A 16,424-nucleotide genomic window follows, 5' to 3' on the forward strand; every position below is an offset into this window, starting at 1 on the left:
CGGCTGCCCGCAGGCCCCGAGGCCCTGGTCCGTCTCGCCTTCACCGGCCCAGCGCCTGTTCACCGGCCCGAACGCCTGCCGCGTCACCGGTGACGCCGCCTTCTCCCGGCATGACCCCGCTTTTGAGGATCAAGCGCCCCATCCGCGACAGCACACCGGGAGGGGGCGACCTCTCGTGAGCCCGGAAACTCCGGCGCGAGAGCAAGGGGAATGACTTCTTCCAGCTACAGGTTGTGTCACATGCACTGGTTATGTAATGTTCCCAGTGGATCGAAAAGGACCCAGTCAGGATCCGCTCACCCTCCCGACAGGAGAAACGGCAATGCCTACCCCCTCCCAGCCTGCGAACTTCGACGGCGCCAGGCCCGTGATCGACCCCGAGAACGTGGCGATGCTGCTGATCGACCACCAGAGCGGTCTGTTCCAGACCGTGCAGGACATGCCGATGCCCACGCTGCGCGCCCACGCCACCGCGCTCGCGAAGATGGCCACCCTCACGCAGGTCCCGGTGATCACCACCGCATCGGTCCCGCAGGGCCCCAACGGACCGCTGATCCCCGAGATCCACGAGGCCGCTCCGCACGCCAAGTACGTGGCCCGCCGCGGCGAGATCAACGCCTGGGACAACCCCGACTTCGTCGCCGCCGTCGAGGCCACCGGCAAGAAGCAGCTGATCATCGCGGGCACCATCACCAGCGTGTGCATGGCGTTCCCGGCGATCTCCGCGGTCGCCGCCGGCTACCAGGTCTTCGCCGTGATCGACGCCTCCGGCACCTACTCCAAGATGGCCGAGGAGATCACCCTGGCCCGGGTCGTCCAGGCCGGCGTCGTACCGATGGACACCGCCGCGGTCGCCTCCGAGCTCCAGAAGACCTGGAACCGCGAGGACGCGATGGAGTGGGCACAGCTCTACACCTCGATCTTCCCGCCGTACCAGCTCCTCATCGAGAGCCACATCAAGGCCCAGGAAGTCGAGCGCAACCACGAGACGCTCGACTCGACGCGGGCCTGAGCCCCCAGGGGGAGCGAGGTCTCTCGCTGAGCCTCGCTCCCCCGCCTATCCCAGCCGTTGAATCCCAACCGCCGTATCCCAGCCGTCGGCCCGGCTGAGATACGGATCGACCAGCCGCCCGCACGGGCACGAGGCGCCGGTCCGGGCGACCCGGCCGTGGCGCATCGAGCGAACCCGTTCCCGGCCGAACACCGCCGACAGGACCTCCCGCCGCCGCGAACGCCGCCTCGCCGCCGATGAAGCCTTCGGCGACCTCGCCGGCACGGACATCGCCGTACGCGGCCTGCACCGCCGGCCCTGGACCTCTCACCGCTAGGAGACATATCCGTGACATCGACCACGACCGGCCGCCTGTCCGCGCGGTACGCCTCCTGCCCGCGTGATCCCTGGGTGCCGCCCACCGCCCAGGCGCGCCAGGAGACGCCGAACTGGACCAGGAAACTATTTGTGTTCCTAGGTATTCTGGACGTATGAGCGAAGTCCTCGATCTGCACAGCTGTGGGCACACCGACCGTGCGTTCTCGGTGCTGGGTAAGCGCTGGACGGGGCTGATCGTCGACCTGCTTCTGCAGCGTCCGGCCCGGTTCAGCGAGTTGGAGCGGGCCGTACCCGGGCTGTCGAAGCGGCTCCTGGGCGAGCGGCTGCGTGAACTGGAATCGCTGAACCTCGTCGCCCGGGTCGTCGATCCCGGTCCGCCCATCACCTCGACGTACTCGCTGACCCCGCGCGGGGAGGCGTTGCGACCCGCTCTGGACGCCCTGCGCGTGTGGGCGGCCGGCCACTTCGACGGCCAGCCCGACTGACGCAGCCGCATCGGGAGGGGTGCCCCGACCGGCCGGCTCGTCAACGGGGGCGCCCTCGCGCCCCAGGCCGTCGTCATCCCACTCGGCCGACGGGCCGGGGTGGCGGCGGGGCGATGAACCAGCGCGGCCAGGCCCGGGTCAGCGCCTGCCGCGCCGGAGCGCCGCGGACGCCGCCAGCGCCAACAGCACCAGGGCCGCCGCCGAGCCACCGATCAGCATGATGGTGTCGTCGCCGCCGTCCGCCACAGCCTGGGTGCGGACGGGCCGCACCGGCTCCTGACCGGGCTGCACGGGCGCGGGCGAGACAGGAGCCGTCGCCGTACCGTCCGGGACAGGGGCCACCGCGCCTGGGGTGGGGTCGCCGCCGGGAGATGAGGCCACGGCTCCCGACAGGGTGACGTCCGAACAGGAGTAGTACGTGTCCGGGGTGTCGGTGTTCCGCCAGATCGTATAGAGCACATGACGGCCGGTCAGCCCGGTCGGCAGTCTGCCGGTGATGCGGTAGGCCCCGTCTCTCGGTTCGGGATCGCTCGCCGAGGCGAAAGGTTCCGCCTCGAGGTCGGACCAACGCAGCGGTATGGCCGGATCGTAGCCCTGTTTGGTGAGGTACAGACTGAACGTCCCCTGGTGCGGAATGGTGGCCCGGTAGGTGAGGGCGAAGACGCCGCCGGCCTTCAGGGGTGTCGACGGCCAGTCCGCGCGTGCCGTGTCCAGCCCTCTGTAGGCGGGCAGTCCCGCACTGCACAGCTCTCCGTCCGGGATGACCTCCCGGTCGCGGCCACGGACGTCGGCCACGCGCAGATCGTCCCAGGCGTCGAACGCCAGTCCGCCGTTCGCGGCGACCGCCGAGCGGCAGGCCGTGGAGCCGCGCTGGGTCCCCTCGGGCCCGCAGGCGGCGACCCTGCTGACGGGATCGGTCGGTGCTCCGTGGGCGCGGGCCACCCCTGTTCCCAGAGCGGTGAGCGCGACCGGCACGACCCCGGCGAGCGCGACGGCGACTGCGGTACGGCGATGGGCGGTCATTCTCGGCAGTGCTCCTCGTCGGTCCGGGCGGTCTGCCGTGTACTACGGGCGTGGCACCCGGCGTGTTCACCCGGACGGCGGACAGTCCGCGCCGTTCACGGCGACGGGCCGCGCCACTCCTGGAAGACTCCCTTCGGGCCCGGCGCGGCTCGCCCCGACGACCCCCTACCGCGTGTCACACCCGTACGACCGCGCAGCGCCCTCGCGCCACCGCATCGGAGCCCGCTCCACCTCGCGGCGGGAGAACGAGCAACCAGTGGAGGAGTCATGGCCGGTACGTTCGAGGCGACCGTCGAGATCGACCGTCCGGTCGAGGAGGTCTTCGCCTTCCTCGCCGACGGCGAGAACGACCCGAAGTTCAGCCCCCGCGTGGTCAGGATGACGAAGACGACAGAAGGCCCCACCTCCGTCGGAACCGTGTACTCCAGCACGGTCAAGGACGCCGGGCTCACGACCCAACGGGAGTTCCGGATCACCGAGTTCGCGTCTCCGACCAGGATCCGCTGGGCCGAGGTCTCGAAGAACCTCGTCATGGCCAGGGAAGGCGGCTACGACCTGGAGTCCACCGGCCCCGGCACCACCCGGCTCCGGGTCTTCAACGTGCTCGAAGGCCACGGCGTCGGAAAGCTCATCGCGGGCCTCGCTCTGAGCGCGGCCCGCAAGGACGCCGACGCGTTCGCCAGGCGTATCAAGGCGGCCGTCGAAGCGTCCTGACCCGCACACAGCCGACAGGCGCCCCGAGGGGATTCCCACCCGTACATGTCAGGGCCGTACGCCGAGGGAAGCGCGCCGAGGAGCGTGCGCGTGCATGCCGTGGACACGCCCTGCGGCGTGTCCACGGCAGCGAACGGGCCGGTCCACCACGGGGCGGACCGGCCCCGTCCTCCACGCGTCCTCCGAGCGTCCCCCGACGGAACGGCGGGCGTCCCGCCGGGGAGACGTCCCGCTCAGATGGATGCGCTATGGCGCTTGCCGCTTCTCATCGCCGCGGCCGTGCAAGCCAGCCCCAGCAGGATAGTGAGGCCGCCGAGGACGGCGTTCATCCAGATGATTCCCTTGTCAGGGCCGCTGCCCACGACCCACGGGGCGACGATCATCCATGCGCCTATGACGCACATGGCCCAGCTCAGGCCGTACATTCGCTGTGGCATGACGGCGAATCCGAGCGCGAGCACGACGATCGCGACGCCCACGATCAGGTTGTGCGCCGCGAGGGCAGGCTGGGTGGCCGTGAAGTGGATTATCCACGGGGAAACCGCGAATGCCAGGCCGACCAGGAACACCGGGCCGTCCATGAGGGCCACATCGCGCCCTCCGAGCACGCGGGCGTAGCGATCCCGCATTTCTGTGACGTCGGGATGACCCGCCAGATCTCCCCTGTGTGAGACGTCGGCCATACGACTCGCCTCCTTCTGTGCGCTGCAAGTACGACCGCACTGCGCGTTCTGGATCCGCGCACTTATATTTTGCTCTTATCTGTTCCTTATGGGTAGTGATCCGGACGGGTAGATTCCGTTTAGATTCCGGAGGACCGGTGCGGCCACGCCCCACCCCACCACCAGGGCCCCTGAACGCTCTCCGCGCCGACGACGAGGCGATGACCCCAGGCAATCAAAGGCGTCTGCAATAGTTGCGGGCGCTCACCACTCACAGGCGCGGCACCCGGCCCGATCGGGGGGCCGACCCGTCCGGGCAGATCCCGACACGGCAGCAGATGACGAATCGCTCACACTTCAGGCCGCGTTGGGACCGGACGGCCAACCGCCCCGCAGGCGACGGAACCGGGCAAAGAACTCGTCGCCGCTGGTGGCCCCGCGATAGCGACTCGACACCAACGGCCCCAGTCGGGGCATCTCGAGCCAACTGGCCGACCAGTCGGTCCATGCAACCATGCTCGGCATTCCGACCGGTAGGTAACATGTGCCGCTCCCCCGGTACGCCCTGCCCCGCCATGGAGCCGACGGCCACCGGCCGTTCGTCGCCCAGTCGCCCCCCAACGCCCAACGCCCCAAACGCCCAGTCGGCCGGCCGCACCCGCGTCCCAGCCGCACCCGCCGAGGCATTCGAGGACCCGCAGCGATGTCGTACCACCGTCAACAGCCTTCCCATCCGGAGTTTCCCGAGTTCCCCGTCCAGCGGAGCCGCCTGGGCCATCAGGGCGAGCCCGGACGCAGTGACCGCGATGGAGGGCCGGGACACCCCGCGTACTCCTGGCAGCACCCGGCACAGCCGACCGGTCCCCGCAAGGAGATACGCGCGCTGGGCTCCGCCTACCGGCGGCTGCGCCGGGTCTCGACCTTCACCGCTCTCGGCTACTTCGTACTCTTCCTGCTGCTCTCCGCGTACGCCCCCGAGCTGATGTCCGGCACGGTCGCGGGCGGTCTCACCACGGGCCTCCTGCTCGGGCTGATCCAGCTCCCGGTGACACTGATCGCCGTGCTGGCGTACGAGAGGTCGGCGCGCCGGAACGTGGACCCGCTCGCCGAATCGGTCCGCCTCCACGGCACGCGGGCCGACACACCCGCCCACGCGCGCGGAGACCTGCGATGACCGGATTCAGCCCCGACGCCCAGACGATGGTCCTCGTGGCGTTCATCGCGGTGACCACGGTGACGCTGCTGCTCTGCGTCACGACCGGGCCCGACCGTGACGACCTCGGCGAGTTCTACACCGGCTCCCGCTCGCTCTCCCCCGTGCAGAGCGGCCTCGCCATCGCCGGTGACTACATCTCGGCGGCGAGTGTGCTCGGCACCATCGGCGTCATCGCCCTGGTCGGCCAGGACGGGGTCGTACTCGCCCTGAGCACCGCGCTCTCCCTGGTGCTGCTGATGTTCCTGCTGGCCGAACCCCTGCGCAACGCCGGACGATTCACGATGGGGGACGTCCTCACCCGGCGCGCGCCCAGCCCCGCCGTACGCGTCACCGCCTCGCTCGTCACGCTCATCGCCCTCTTCCCGCTGCTCATCTTCCAGCTCGCGGGCGCGGGTGATCTGCTGGCCTTCGTCCTCGGCATGGACAGCGCGGGCTTCAAGACCGGTTCCATCGTCCTGCTCGGACTGCTGATGATCATCTACGCGGCCATCGGCGGGATGAAGGGCACCGCGTTCATCCAGATCGTGAAGACCGTGGTGCTGTTCGCCGCGGCCGCCTCCATCGCGGCGCTGGTTCTCCACCGCTTCGACTTCAGCCTGCCCGCCCTGCTGGACGCCGCCGCGCGCGGCAGCGGCGCCGGGCCCGCCTACCTGTCGTCCGGTCTCCAATTCGACGGCAGCGGACTGGACATGATCAGCAGTCAGCTGACCGTCGTCCTCGGCGCGGCCTGCCTTCCACACATCACGATGCGCATGTTCGGCTCCCGGAGCACCACGGCCGTACGGCGTTCCATGACCTGGGCCGTCTCGACCGTCGTGGTCATGGGCGCGCTCAGTGTGGTCCTCGGCTTCGGTGCGGCGGCGATCGTCGGCCATGAGCGGATCGTCGCGGACGACCCGCAGGGCAAGACCTCCGTCCTGCTGATCAGCCAGGCGGTCATGGGCGCGGAGGTCACCACCTTCGAGACGCTGCTGTTCACCGTCATGGCCACGGCGGTGTTCCTCACCCTGCTGGCGTCCGTGGCCGGTATGACGCTCGCCTGCGCCAACTCCCTCGCGCACGATCTGATCGCCCATGGCCTGCGCCGCAGGCGGGAGTTGCGCGCCGCCACGGAGATGACGCTGGCCCGCTCGACCGCGGCCGGAGTCGGTGTCGCCGCGATCATCCTGGCGGCGGCCTCCAGGCACTGGAACCTCCAGGCGATGGTCACGCTCTCGTTCTGTCTGGGAGCCTCAGCGATCGCGCCGACGCTCGTCTACAGTCTCTTCTGGCCGCGGTTCAACCGGGCCGGGCTGCTGAGCGGCATGATCGCGGGCAGCGCGGCCGTGCTGATCCTGATCACCGGGACCACGCTCGTGTCCGGCTCGCCCCAAGCGGCCTTCCCCGAGCAGGACTTCACCTGGTTCCCGTACACGACCACGGGTCTCGTCTCCATCCCCGTCGGCTTCCTCGCGGGCTGGCTCGGCACCCGGCTCACCCTGCGGGGCTCCGGTACCGGCGGCCGGCCGCGCGTCGACTACGAGGCTGTGGAGGCGTCCATACTCACGGACGTCCCGATACGGCGTCGCTGACCGCCCTTTCGCCCCGCCGGCGCGAGACCCGTCTCGGGACCCGTCTCGGGAGCCTCGCCGACCTCGGGCCGGATCCGGGCGGATCCGGCCAGGCGGTGGTCCCAGAGTCCGATGCCTGGGCCACATGTGTACGAACTGCGCCACAATGGGCCCGTGTTGGAGAACCTTCCCGAGGAACCGAACAGCTTCGTGGGACGGAACTGGGAGTTGTTCCGACTGGACCGGGCGCTGGAGAAGCACCGACTGATCACACTCGTCGGCAGCGGCGGTGTGGGCAAGTCGCGCCTGGCACTGCGGGCTGCCCGACGGGCTGCCGCCGGGTTCCCGGACGGGGTGGCGTGGGCCGAGCTGTCACCCCTGTACGGTGACCGGCTGCTGCTGACCACCGTGTCCGACGCCTGTGATCTGACCGACCACACGCCCAGGACGCCGGTCGACGCCCTGTGCGAACGGCTCGCGGAGAAGCGGCTGCTGCTGGTGCTCGACTCCTGTGAGCATCTCGTCGACCCGTGCCGGGTCCTCGTCGGCGATCTGCTGACCACGGTTCCCGGACTGACCGTACTGGCCACGAGCCGACAGCCCCTGGGCCTCGGCGTCGAGCGGCTGATCGAGGTGGAGCCGCTGCCGGCCGACGGACCGGACGCGCTGGAGCTGTTCACGCAACGGGTCGCTTCGGCCCGGGGCGGTGAGACACGAGCGCGCCCCTCGAACGACGGTCCGTCGCACAGCACCTCCTTGGGACACGCCGCTTCGGCGAGCCGGACGTCGAAGGACCCGCGCTCGGCGGACCGTTCGCTGGCGGACCGTTCGCCAGCGGACCGTTCGCTGGCGGACCGTTCGTCGGCGGACGGGGCGGGCGAACGACAGCGGCTCACGGCTGCCGCGGCCCGGATCTGCCGTCGGCTCGAAGGGATTCCGCTGGCGCTGGAACTGGCAGCCGCGCAAGCGGGCCGTGACGGCGTCGAGGTCGTCGCCGAGCGACTCACCTCCCGCTTCGACCTCCTCGAAGCCGCCGCCGGCGTCGACGTACGCCCGGAACGGCACCGGACGATGCGGACCGCCATCGGCTGGAGTCATGAACTCTGCGCTCCGCTCGAAAGGCTGCTGTGGGCCCGGCTCACGGTCTTCCGCGGCGACTTCGACGAGGAGTCCGCGCGGGCCGTCTGCGCGGGCGGCCCGCTGGACGCCGACCGGATCGGACCGCTGCTGGATCGGCTGGTCGCCGTATCGGTGCTCAGGGCCGTCAAGTCCGTGGACGGCCACGGCATCCGCTTCCGCATGCTCGACACGATCCGGGAGTACGGCCGTCTGTGGCTGCGCGCGCTGGAAGAGGAGCCGGCCGTGGCACAACGCCACGCCGACCACTTCCTACAGTTCGCCGAGCAGGCGGACAGCGAGTGGCTCGGCCCCGGGCAGGCCCAGTGGTACCGGAGGATCGGCGCCGCGCACAACGAGCTGTGCGCGGCGCTCGATCATTTCCTCACCGAGTCACCCGGCCACGCGCAGCGGCTCGCCGGGCTGCTCGGCTTCTTCTGGAGCTGCTGCGGCCATCTGCACGAGGCGCGCGACTATCTGGAGCAGACCCTCATCGCCCACACCGGGCCCGGACCGGACCGGACGCGAGCGCTCTGGGCGCTCGGGCTCATCCTCACCCTCCAGGGTGAGTACGAGACGGCGCGGCGCATCAGCGACGAATGCACGCGCTCGGCGCACGGCGACACGGATGGGGAGGGCAGCCTCGCGGCGGCGTACCTCGGGGGCCTCATCGCCCTGTTGACGGGCCGCCCCCTCGCCGCCGACGCCATGGCCGCGCAGGCGCTGGAAGCGGCGGGAGGGCTTCCGTTCGACTCCCCTTCCCGGCTGCGCTGCCACCTCGTACGCGTTTTCGCCCTGACCGGCCTCGGTCGGCTGCCCGAGGCGCGTGAGCGCGCGCTGGCGCTGCGGGAGGGATGCGTCGACCGGGGCGAGTCATGGACCCTCGCGTATCTCGACTATCAGCTCAGCCTGATCGCGCTCTTCGCGGGGAAGCCGCAGGAAGCCGCCCGGTACGCGCGGTCGATGCTCGAAGGCAAGAAGGGCATCGGGGACAGCTTCGGCATCGCTCTCGGGCTCGATGTCCTCGCCGCGGCGACCGCGGCGGGCGGCGACGGCGCCCGCGCGGGTCAGGTGTACGGAACGGGCCAGGCGTTCTGGAGTACGGTCGGCCATCCTCAGCGCGGTACGCCGGAGCTGCGGGCGGTGCGGGAGACGTCTGAGCGAGCGGCGCGGGCGGGTGTCGGCGACGCGGTGTACGAGCGCGCGTACCGGGAAGCCGCGAACGCGGACCGGGACGCGGGACTCCGTGCGGTGCTGACGCCGCCGCATGCCTGACTCCCGCGGGTCCGAGGAGTAGGGCGGCTGAACGCTTCCCGGCTCGCCGCCGGTCCCCGGTGGGGCCGGTTCTCCGCCTGCGGGGGCCGGGGCCGACGGCCTCTCCGTTCCGGTGGGGGCGCTCATTCCTCTTGGGCGGGCAAGCGCGGTCCGGGTGCGTTCTGCCCGGTGAGTGTCCGGGCCGTGGCCGGGCCATGGCCGGGGAGACCGGCTCAGGACGGGTGACGTCACCCCATCGTCTGTCCGGCCACCAGTACGGTCCGACCCCAGAAGTCGATGTTTCCGGCAGCGGTAACGCCTGCCCGCCGACGGCTGCGGAACCGAGCCTGCCCCGGCTCCGTGACTCCCGTCAGGCGGCGGCCAGCGCGGACGCGGACTTGGCGAGGGCGGAGAGGACCGGGCAGATCAACGGGTGGTGTTCGGCTCCCCTGCGTACCGCGGCGAACACCCGGCGGGTCGCGGCCGGGCCGGACACCGGGCGCACCACCGCGTCCCTGAGTTCCATCCCGCGGAGGGCGGAACGCGGGACGAGCGCCACTCCGGCGCCCGTTCCGGCGAGCGCGACGATCGCACGGAAGTCGTCGGACGAGTGGACCACGCGGGGGTGGAATCCGGCCAGTTCGCAGGCGAAGAGAATCATGTCGTGGCAGGGGTTGCCGGGGTAGGGGCCGATCCAGTCGTCGTCGGCCAGTTCGGCGAGTCCCACCCGCGTGTGTGTGCCGAGGGGGTGTCCGGCGTGGAGGACCGCGTCGAAGGGTTCCGCGTGGAGCGGCACGCGGGCCAGCCGTGGATCGTCTTCGCCGGGGGCGCCCCGGTACTCGACCGCGACCGCGAGGTCCGCGTCCCCGTCGAGGACCAGCAGCAGGCTTTCGTCGCCCTCGGCGTCCCGGACCCTGATCCGGATGCCCGGATGGTCCGCGGTGAGGACGCCGATCGCGGGGGCGACGATCTCGGCGATGCCGGTGGCGAAGGCGGCGACCACGACGTCTCCGGAGGCGCCGCCCGCGTACGCGGCGAGTTCCGCCTCCGCCCGCTCCAGCTGGGCGAGGACGGTGTGGGTGTGGGCGAGGAGGATCTCTCCGGCCGCGGTCAGCCGGACCCCCTTGCCGCCGCGGATCAGCAGGACGTGGCCCGTCTCCTGCTCCAGGGCGTTGAGCTGCTGGGAGACGGCCGAAGGGGTGAGATAGAGCGCCGCGGCCGCGGCGGTCACCGTACGGTGGTCCGCCACGGCCCGGAGTATGCGCAGCCGCCGGGGGTCGATCACACCATCATCCTGCCAGCGGGCGCTTCGCGGGCTCGGCCCGGCTCATCCGTTCAGCGCCCGGCGTGCGTCGACGAACGCGGCGACCGCCTTCTCCACGTCCTGTGCGGAGTGCGCGGCGGAGAGTTGCACACGGATGCGCGCCTGGCCCATGGGGACGACCGGGTACGAGAAGCCGATGACGTAGACGCCCCGCTCCAGCAGGAGTTCCGCCATCCGGCTCGCCTCGGCCGCGTCGCCGATCATGACCGGGACGATGGGGTGGTCGCCGGGGAGGATCTCGAAGCCCGCTCCGGTCATCCGCGTACGGAACAGGTTGGTGTTCTCTGTCAGCCGCTTCCGCAGGTCGTCGGCCGACTCCAGCAGGTCGAGGACCGTGAGGGAGGCGGCGGCGATCACCGGTGCGAGGGAGTTGGAGAAGAGGTAGGGGCGGGAACGCTGGCGCAGCAGGGCGACGATCTCGGCGCGGGCCGCGACATAGCCGCCGGACGCGCCCCCGAGGGCTTTGCCGAGCGTGCCGGTGATGATGTCGACGCGGTCCATGACGCCGGCCAGTTCGGGGGTGCCCCGGCCGCTGGGGCCCACGAAGCCGACGGCGTGCGAGTCGTCCACCATCACCATGGCGTCATAGCGGTCCGCGAGGTCGCAGATCTCGGCGAGTGGTGCGACATAGCCGTCCATGGAGAAGACGCCGTCGGTGACGACGAGCCTGCGGCGCGCGTCCTGGGTTTCCTTGAGCTGTTGCTCCAGTTCGGTGAGGTCGCGGTTGGCGTAGCGGTGGCGGCGGGCTTTGGAGAGGCGGACCCCGTCGATGATGGAGGCATGGTTCAGGGCGTCGGAGATGACCGCGTCCTCGGGGCCGAGGAGCGTTTCGAAGACACCGCCGTTGGCGTCGAAGCAGGAGGAGTAGAGGATCGTGTCCTCCTGGCCCAGGAACGCGGAGAGCCGGGCTTCCAGTTCCTTGTGCACATCCTGGGTGCCGCAGATGAAGCGCACGGAGGCCATCCCGTATCCCCAGCGGTCCAGCGCCTCCTTGGCGGCGGCGATCACCTCGGGGTGGTCGGCGAGGCCGAGGTAGTTGTTGGCACAGAAGTTGAGCACCTCTCCCGAGGCGACGGTGACGGTGGCGCTCTGCGGGGTGCCGATCACGCGCTCGGGCTTGTGGAGACCGGCTTCGCGGATCTCGTCGAGGGTGCCGCGGAGATCGTCGCGGACGGACGCGTACATGCGGGGTGGCTCCTTGGGGTGGCTGCGGGCTGGTCTTTCTTGAGGGATCGCGGGTCAGTGGGCCCAGTCGAGAATGATCTTGCCGCTCCGGGCGGTGGCGGCCTCGTCGAAGGCGGCCTGGAAGTCCTGATACCCGTAGCTGCCGGTGATCACCGGGCTGAGGTCGAGTCCGGCTTCCAGCAGAACCGTCATGGCGTACCAGGTCTCGTACATCTCGCGCCCGTAGACGCCCTTGACGGTGATCATCGAGGTGACGATCCTCGACCAGTCGACGGGGAACTCCTGAGTGGGAAGCCCCAGCATGGCGATGCGGCCGCCGTGGGTCATGTTGTCGACCATGTCGCGCATGGCCTCGGGGCTGCCGGACATCTCCAGTCCGATGTCGAAGCCCTCCTTGAGTCCCAGCCGCCGCTGTGCCTCGGCGATGTCGTGGTCGCGGACGTTCAGCGCGAGGGTGGCTCCCGCTTTGCGCGCGATCTCCAGGCGGGATTCGCTGACGTCGGTGATGACGACGTTGCGCGCGCCCGCGTGGCGGGCGACGGCGGCGGCCATGATGCCGATCGGGCCCGCGCCCGTGATCAGTACGTCCTCACCGACGAGCGGGAAGGAGAGCGCGGTGTGCACGGCGTTCCCGAAGGGGTCGAAGATCGCGGCGACGTCCAGGTCGACGCGGGTGCGGTGCACCCACACGTTGGACGCGGGCAGCGCGACGTACTCCGCGAAGGCCCCGTCCCTGCCGACGCCCAGTCCCACCGTGCTGCGGCACAGATGGCGGCGGCCCGCGAGACAGTTGCGGCACTTGCCGCAGACGAGATGGCCCTCCCCGCTGACGACGTCTCCCAGCGCGATGTCCTGGACGTCCGCCCCGACGTCGGCGACCTCGCCGACGAACTCGTGGCCGAGGACCCGTGGCGTGCCGACGGCCTGCCGGGCCCAGGCGTCCCAGGAGCGGATATGGAGGTCGGTGCCGCAGATCCCGGTGCGGAGGACCTTGATGAGCACATCGCCGGGACCGGTCTTCGGCTCCGGGACGTCCAGGAGCCACAGTCCGGGCTCGGCATGTTGCTTGACAAGTGCCTTCATCGGGGCGGCTCCAGGCATGGGTTCGGACGGCCAGGGACGAATACGGCCAGGCTGCGCAGGTACGGCCGTCACCGCAAACCGTGGCGGCGGCGGAGAACGGATCCCTACCAATCTGTCGAGCGTGGCCCCGGGAGTCCATCGAGGATTTCTTAAGCGGGCCGACAGCACAGCTTCACGGCCTCCGGCCCGGCTCCGTTCCCGCGCGGGCCGCTCCGGTCCTGCCGCGGGTGCCGCGAGGCGGTGGCCGGAGCCGCTCCCCCGCCGCCGACGGCGCTCGGCGCGGGTGACCGAACGGTGCTTCTCCGTGATCGGCCTGCCACATCGGTCGCGCAAACGGCCTAGTGGTGCGAGCCTGGGTGGATGAGCTGGGCATCGTGGACGACCACTGGTGTGTACTCCGGGCGCGGAGGAGTGCTCACCGACGAGGTCGGGGTGTTGACCGGGGATCTCACTGTGCACACCACCTGGGCCGGTGGTGAGGCGCGCGTCGCCGTGCAGTACAGCGGCGCGTCCGACTGGTTCACCATGTCGGGCAGTCCCACGCCCTGCGATTCGGAGGACGACAGCCGGAGTCTGCACCAGGCCGTGGTGCAGGCTGTGGAGACGGGCGGCGGCGCCACCGTCCCGGCCGTACCGCACGCGACTTCCTGAAGACCGCCCCTGTTCTGTCCGGCGGATCGGCCGCGGGCCGCACGGGCCGGGCGGGGTGGGCGCGGTGCGCCGCAGGCGGAGGGCCGTCCTCACCATGGGCGCGGGCACCCCCTCGGTGGCGACGGGCAGGGCGGTGACAGGCAGCGCTCGGTCGGGTGTGCCTGCGGGCATGCCCCGGTGGGTGCCGCAGGGATGCGCGCAGACCTCTCAGATCGGCGGCCTCGCTTTCTTGAAGCGCAGCAGGGCGAGCAGTCCGCGCCCGCCTGCTGCGCGTCGGTCCGGAACGGTTCGGCCGCCACGGGGAACCGTCCGCGAATCGGCCGCCGGGGCGGTACCGGAGCGAGGTCTGTGGCGAGGTGGGGGGACCGACGCCGTGTCCTTGGTCGGAACCATGGGCGGATGAGCCGCGGGGAGCGTCGCAAGCGGGGTCCCGGCGACCGCGCGTGCTGCTGTCCAGGGCTCGCATGGAGCGGGTCGCCCCGGACGGAGTGCGGCCGGTCCCGCAGTCGTGCCGGGCCTGTGGGCGCGGTCGACGACACCGTTCTCGGCGGGCCGCGGGGCGGGGCACTCCTCCCTCGCCTCCAGCAACTCGTGTGCCAGGCTGATCCGGTGCCACATGATCTCGTCGGGATCGTCGGCGAGCAGCAGCCGCCCGACCACCTCACGGGCGGTCGGCGACACGGGCCGCGCGGTGACGAACTCGGGGCGCAGGGCCTGTAGATGCGAGCGTTCGCAAGGATCGGGCACGACATCGGCCACGGTCCCCGGGTCGAGGAGGGAGGCGATGGCAGCCGCGCGTCCCCAGGGATCCTCTGTGGTCCGCAGCTGGAGCCCGAGCCGTCTGGTCCGCCAGTTCCGTGGACGCCGGTCCGCTCCTGCGTCCAGCATCGTCCGCAGCGCCGGCGGAATTCGCCCCCTGAGCAGTTCGGGGTGGATCACCGTGAAGTCCCGCAGTTCTTCCGCGAGATAGAGCCAGACGACCGCGCGGTAGCGGTTGAGGTAGAAACGGACCGGAGTGAAGTGGCCCGTGCGGGCGAGGCGGGTGAAGCGCGCCGGGGTGATCGACACGAGCGCCGCGCCTTCCGCTGTGCCCACGGTCCGCACACGATTCCGCAGGACGTCGGGAAAGCCATCGGCAGCGCGCAGCCGGTCGATCTCCTCCTTGGCCACACTCAGCGGGACGCCGTTCGCGCCGCATGCGGCGCGAACCTGTCCCAGTTGGACCGCGAGATCGAATTCACCCCGCTTCAGCTCCAGCGCGCGGGCGGCGCCGCCGCGCGTGAGAGGCCGTCCGGTGGACGGTCCTGAGATGTCCCGCGACGGTGCGGTCTCTGTCTTCCTTGTTCCTTGTGCTGCCATGGCGATCGGCCTCCCCGTGAGATCACGAATACTCTCGGTGACGACCATAGCCCGGCGCGGCACTATCCCGTCCGGCCTGTGGATAACTCCGGCGGCCGGTCCCGGCGCGAGGCCGACCGGATGGGATACTCGCAGGTCAGATGGTGTTTCCGCCGGGTTGCCTGGCCTCGACGTTCAGATGCTCGCCCACACGGTTGACCATCAGCGTCATCTCATAGGCGATCTGGCCGACGTCGGCCTCGGCCTCGCTGAGCACACAGAGGCAACTGCCGTCCCCCGCCGCGGTGACGAACAGCAACGCCTCGTCGAACTCGACCATGGTCTGGCGCGCCCTGCCGGCGCGGAAGTGCCGTCCGGAGCCGCGTGCCAGGGAGTGCAGGCCGGAGGAGACCGCGGCGAGGTGTTCGGCGTCCTCACGGACCAGTCCCGCGCTCGCCCCCGTCACCAGACCGTCGTTGGACAGCACCAGCGCGTGCCTGATGTGCTCGATCCTCTTCGTCAGATCGTCGAGCAGCCAGTCAAGTCCTTTGTCCAGCGGCATGTTTGATCCCTCCCCGTGCACGCGTTCCCCGTGATGCGCGTAAGCCTTTCGTACCACAGAGCACAGGGCAAGGTGTTCCTAGCCCACGGAATCAAGCAGTCTTGCCGTGTACATACGACCGGCATATTCAACAAGGCGGATCAGGACCTCCTTCCCCGAGTCGCGATCGCGGGCGTCACAGAGCACAACGGGTGTTCCGCGGTCCAGATCGAGCGCGCGGGAAACCTCTTGCGCTCCATATCCGCGCGCTCCGGCGAAACAGTTGACCGCAACAACGAAAGGGATCCCGCGGTGCTCGAAGTAGTCGACCGCGGGAAAGCAGTCCACCAGACGCCTCGTGTCGGCGAGGACGACCGCGCCGAGAGCCCCCTGGGACAGGTCGTCCCACAGAAACCAGAAGCGGTCCTGTCCGGGGGTGCCGAAAAGGTACAGGGACAGGCCGGAGCGAATGGTGATACGACCGAAATCCATGGCGACGGTCGTCGTCGTCTTGTGATCGAGACCGCCGGTGTCGTCCACGGCACTGCCGGCCTGACTGAGCTGTTCCTCCGTCCTCAGTGGCCGTATTTCGCTGACCGCCCCGACAAGGGTCGTCTTTCCCACCCCGAAACCGCCCGCAACCAGGATTTTCAAGGCGAGGGCGGTGGTTTCCCCGTCTTCGGCGGGAGGGTTTTCCGAGCTCATCTGTCACTTCTCTCTGAATCGGGCCGGGTCGTTTGTGAGAACTGCGTGCGGCACTGCCGGTTCCAGGGCCGTGAGAGACGCCCACTCTGCTTTCACCCCTCGGGTGCCCGTCGCTCCGACCCTGGCGAGAGGCCGCCGGTGCGCGGAGCGGTCCGGGGACAGGATCGGGCCGTAGGGCTGAAGCGGCGGCTCCGGACACCGATGCCCCGGCACACGGAGGACGGCCCGGCACAGGGAGGACGGTCCG

The 16,424-nt window shown here is 70.4% G+C and carries 15 protein-coding genes; 7 read left to right on the top strand and 8 right to left on the bottom strand.

Annotated elements, in window-relative coordinates; all coding sequences use genetic code 11:
• The first annotated feature begins 322 nt into the window (after window positions 1-322).
• A complete protein-coding gene (locus ACWEFL_RS09795) occupies window positions 323-1,012 on the top strand; it encodes a hydrolase (protein WP_451709927.1) in 690 nt (229 codons plus the stop codon).
• Window positions 1,013-1,482: 470 nt separating this feature from the next.
• The gene (locus ACWEFL_RS09800) at window positions 1,483-1,815 is read left to right on the top strand and encodes a winged helix-turn-helix transcriptional regulator (protein WP_451709928.1); all 333 of its coding nucleotides are present in this window, start codon (window positions 1,483-1,485) and stop codon (window positions 1,813-1,815) included.
• A 138-nt stretch (window positions 1,816-1,953) separates the two neighbouring features.
• Here ACWEFL_RS09800 and ACWEFL_RS09805 read toward each other — a convergent pair whose 3' ends face one another.
• Window positions 1,954-2,838, bottom strand: coding sequence for a lytic polysaccharide monooxygenase auxiliary activity family 9 protein (locus ACWEFL_RS09805; RefSeq protein WP_451709930.1), 885 nt, complete (start codon window positions 2,836-2,838; stop codon window positions 1,954-1,956).
• Between the two features lie 267 nt (window positions 2,839-3,105).
• Here ACWEFL_RS09805 and ACWEFL_RS09810 point away from each other — a divergent pair, with 267 nt between their 5' ends.
• Complete coding sequence (locus ACWEFL_RS09810) at window positions 3,106-3,552, top strand: SRPBCC family protein (RefSeq protein WP_451709932.1); 447 nt, start codon at window positions 3,106-3,108, stop codon at window positions 3,550-3,552.
• A 233-nt stretch (window positions 3,553-3,785) separates the two neighbouring features.
• Here the strand turns inward: ACWEFL_RS09810 and ACWEFL_RS09815 are convergent, their stop codons facing one another.
• Complete coding sequence (locus tag ACWEFL_RS09815; RefSeq protein ID WP_451709933.1) at window positions 3,786-4,235, bottom strand: SPW repeat protein; 450 nt, start codon at window positions 4,233-4,235, stop codon at window positions 3,786-3,788.
• A 682-nt stretch (window positions 4,236-4,917) separates the two neighbouring features.
• On the opposite strand from ACWEFL_RS09815, the gene ACWEFL_RS09820 reads away from it, so the two are divergent.
• From ACWEFL_RS09820 to ACWEFL_RS09830, 3 genes are all read left to right on the top strand, one after another.
• Window positions 4,918-5,388 carry a DUF485 domain-containing protein gene (locus ACWEFL_RS09820; protein WP_451709935.1) on the top strand — a complete coding sequence of 157 codons (471 nt, stop codon included), beginning with the start codon at window positions 4,918-4,920 and terminating at the stop codon, window positions 5,386-5,388.
• On the top strand, window positions 5,385-7,001 hold the full coding sequence (locus ACWEFL_RS09825) for a sodium/solute symporter (protein ID WP_451709937.1): 1,617 nt from the start codon (window positions 5,385-5,387) through the stop codon (window positions 6,999-7,001). The genes ACWEFL_RS09820 and ACWEFL_RS09825 overlap by 4 nt, the downstream gene beginning before the upstream one ends.
• A gap of 153 nt (window positions 7,002-7,154) precedes the next feature.
• Complete coding sequence (locus ACWEFL_RS09830; protein ID WP_451709939.1) at window positions 7,155-9,371, top strand: ATP-binding protein; 2,217 nt, start codon at window positions 7,155-7,157, stop codon at window positions 9,369-9,371.
• A gap of 349 nt (window positions 9,372-9,720) precedes the next feature.
• On the opposite strand, the gene ACWEFL_RS09835 is transcribed toward ACWEFL_RS09830, so the two are convergent.
• Genes ACWEFL_RS09835 through tdh form a run of 3 tightly spaced genes read right to left on the bottom strand, consistent with a single transcriptional unit; the run spans window position 9,721 to window position 12,942 of the window.
• Entirely contained in the window at window positions 9,721-10,635 is a 915-nt protein-coding gene (locus ACWEFL_RS09835) for a LysR family transcriptional regulator (RefSeq protein ID WP_451709941.1), read from the bottom strand.
• Window positions 10,636-10,677: 42 nt separating this feature from the next.
• The gene (locus ACWEFL_RS09840) at window positions 10,678-11,859 is read right to left on the bottom strand and encodes a glycine C-acetyltransferase (protein WP_451709943.1); all 1,182 of its coding nucleotides are present in this window, start codon (window positions 11,857-11,859) and stop codon (window positions 10,678-10,680) included.
• Between the two features lie 54 nt (window positions 11,860-11,913).
• Window positions 11,914-12,942, bottom strand: a complete 1,029-nt coding sequence (gene tdh / locus ACWEFL_RS09845) for an L-threonine 3-dehydrogenase (RefSeq protein WP_451709944.1) — start codon at window positions 12,940-12,942, stop codon at window positions 11,914-11,916.
• A gap of 360 nt (window positions 12,943-13,302) precedes the next feature.
• Here tdh and ACWEFL_RS09850 point away from each other — a divergent pair, with 360 nt between their 5' ends.
• Entirely contained in the window at window positions 13,303-13,593 is a 291-nt protein-coding gene (locus tag ACWEFL_RS09850) for a hypothetical protein (protein ID WP_451709946.1), read from the top strand.
• 207 nt (window positions 13,594-13,800) lie between these two features.
• Here ACWEFL_RS09850 and ACWEFL_RS09855 read toward each other — a convergent pair whose 3' ends face one another.
• The 3 genes from ACWEFL_RS09855 to ACWEFL_RS09865 form a co-directional block, all read right to left on the bottom strand.
• Window positions 13,801-14,952 carry a DUF6397 family protein gene (locus ACWEFL_RS09855; protein ID WP_451709947.1) on the bottom strand — a complete coding sequence of 384 codons (1,152 nt, stop codon included), beginning with the start codon at window positions 14,950-14,952 and terminating at the stop codon, window positions 13,801-13,803.
• A gap of 136 nt (window positions 14,953-15,088) precedes the next feature.
• Window positions 15,089-15,493, bottom strand: a complete 405-nt coding sequence (locus ACWEFL_RS09860) for a roadblock/LC7 domain-containing protein (protein WP_451709949.1) — start codon at window positions 15,491-15,493, stop codon at window positions 15,089-15,091.
• A gap of 78 nt (window positions 15,494-15,571) precedes the next feature.
• Complete coding sequence (locus tag ACWEFL_RS09865) at window positions 15,572-16,177, bottom strand: GTP-binding protein (RefSeq protein ID WP_451709951.1); 606 nt, start codon at window positions 16,175-16,177, stop codon at window positions 15,572-15,574.
• Between the last annotated feature and the right edge of the window lie 247 nt (window positions 16,178-16,424).

It is taken from the genome of Streptomyces sp. NPDC004838 (assembly GCF_053600955.1).

Excerpts from the sequence above, each read along its gene's own strand:
- ACWEFL_RS09810 (WP_451709932.1), top strand. The coding sequence starts at position 3,106 with ATGGCCGGTACGTTCGAGGCGACCGTCGAGATCGACCGTCCGGTCGAG.
- ACWEFL_RS09865 (WP_451709951.1), bottom strand. The coding sequence starts at position 16,177 with ATGAGCTCGGAAAACCCTCCCGCCGAAGACGGGGAAACCACCGCCCTC.
- ACWEFL_RS09860 (WP_451709949.1), bottom strand. The coding sequence starts at position 15,493 with ATGCCGCTGGACAAAGGACTTGACTGGCTGCTCGACGATCTGACGAAG.
- ACWEFL_RS09840 (WP_451709943.1), bottom strand. The coding sequence starts at position 11,859 with ATGTACGCGTCCGTCCGCGACGATCTCCGCGGCACCCTCGACGAGATC.
- ACWEFL_RS09855 (WP_451709947.1), bottom strand. The coding sequence starts at position 14,952 with ATGGCAGCACAAGGAACAAGGAAGACAGAGACCGCACCGTCGCGGGAC.
- ACWEFL_RS09850 (WP_451709946.1), top strand. The coding sequence starts at position 13,303 with ATGAGCTGGGCATCGTGGACGACCACTGGTGTGTACTCCGGGCGCGGA.
- ACWEFL_RS09815 (WP_451709933.1), bottom strand. The coding sequence starts at position 4,235 with ATGGCCGACGTCTCACACAGGGGAGATCTGGCGGGTCATCCCGACGTC.
- ACWEFL_RS09795 (WP_451709927.1), top strand. The coding sequence starts at position 323 with ATGCCTACCCCCTCCCAGCCTGCGAACTTCGACGGCGCCAGGCCCGTG.
- ACWEFL_RS09825 (WP_451709937.1), top strand. The coding sequence starts at position 5,385 with ATGACCGGATTCAGCCCCGACGCCCAGACGATGGTCCTCGTGGCGTTC.
- tdh (WP_451709944.1), bottom strand. The coding sequence starts at position 12,942 with ATGAAGGCACTTGTCAAGCAACATGCCGAGCCCGGACTGTGGCTCCTG.
- ACWEFL_RS09800 (WP_451709928.1), top strand. The coding sequence starts at position 1,483 with ATGAGCGAAGTCCTCGATCTGCACAGCTGTGGGCACACCGACCGTGCG.
- ACWEFL_RS09820 (WP_451709935.1), top strand. The coding sequence starts at position 4,918 with ATGTCGTACCACCGTCAACAGCCTTCCCATCCGGAGTTTCCCGAGTTC.
- ACWEFL_RS09805 (WP_451709930.1), bottom strand. The coding sequence starts at position 2,838 with ATGACCGCCCATCGCCGTACCGCAGTCGCCGTCGCGCTCGCCGGGGTC.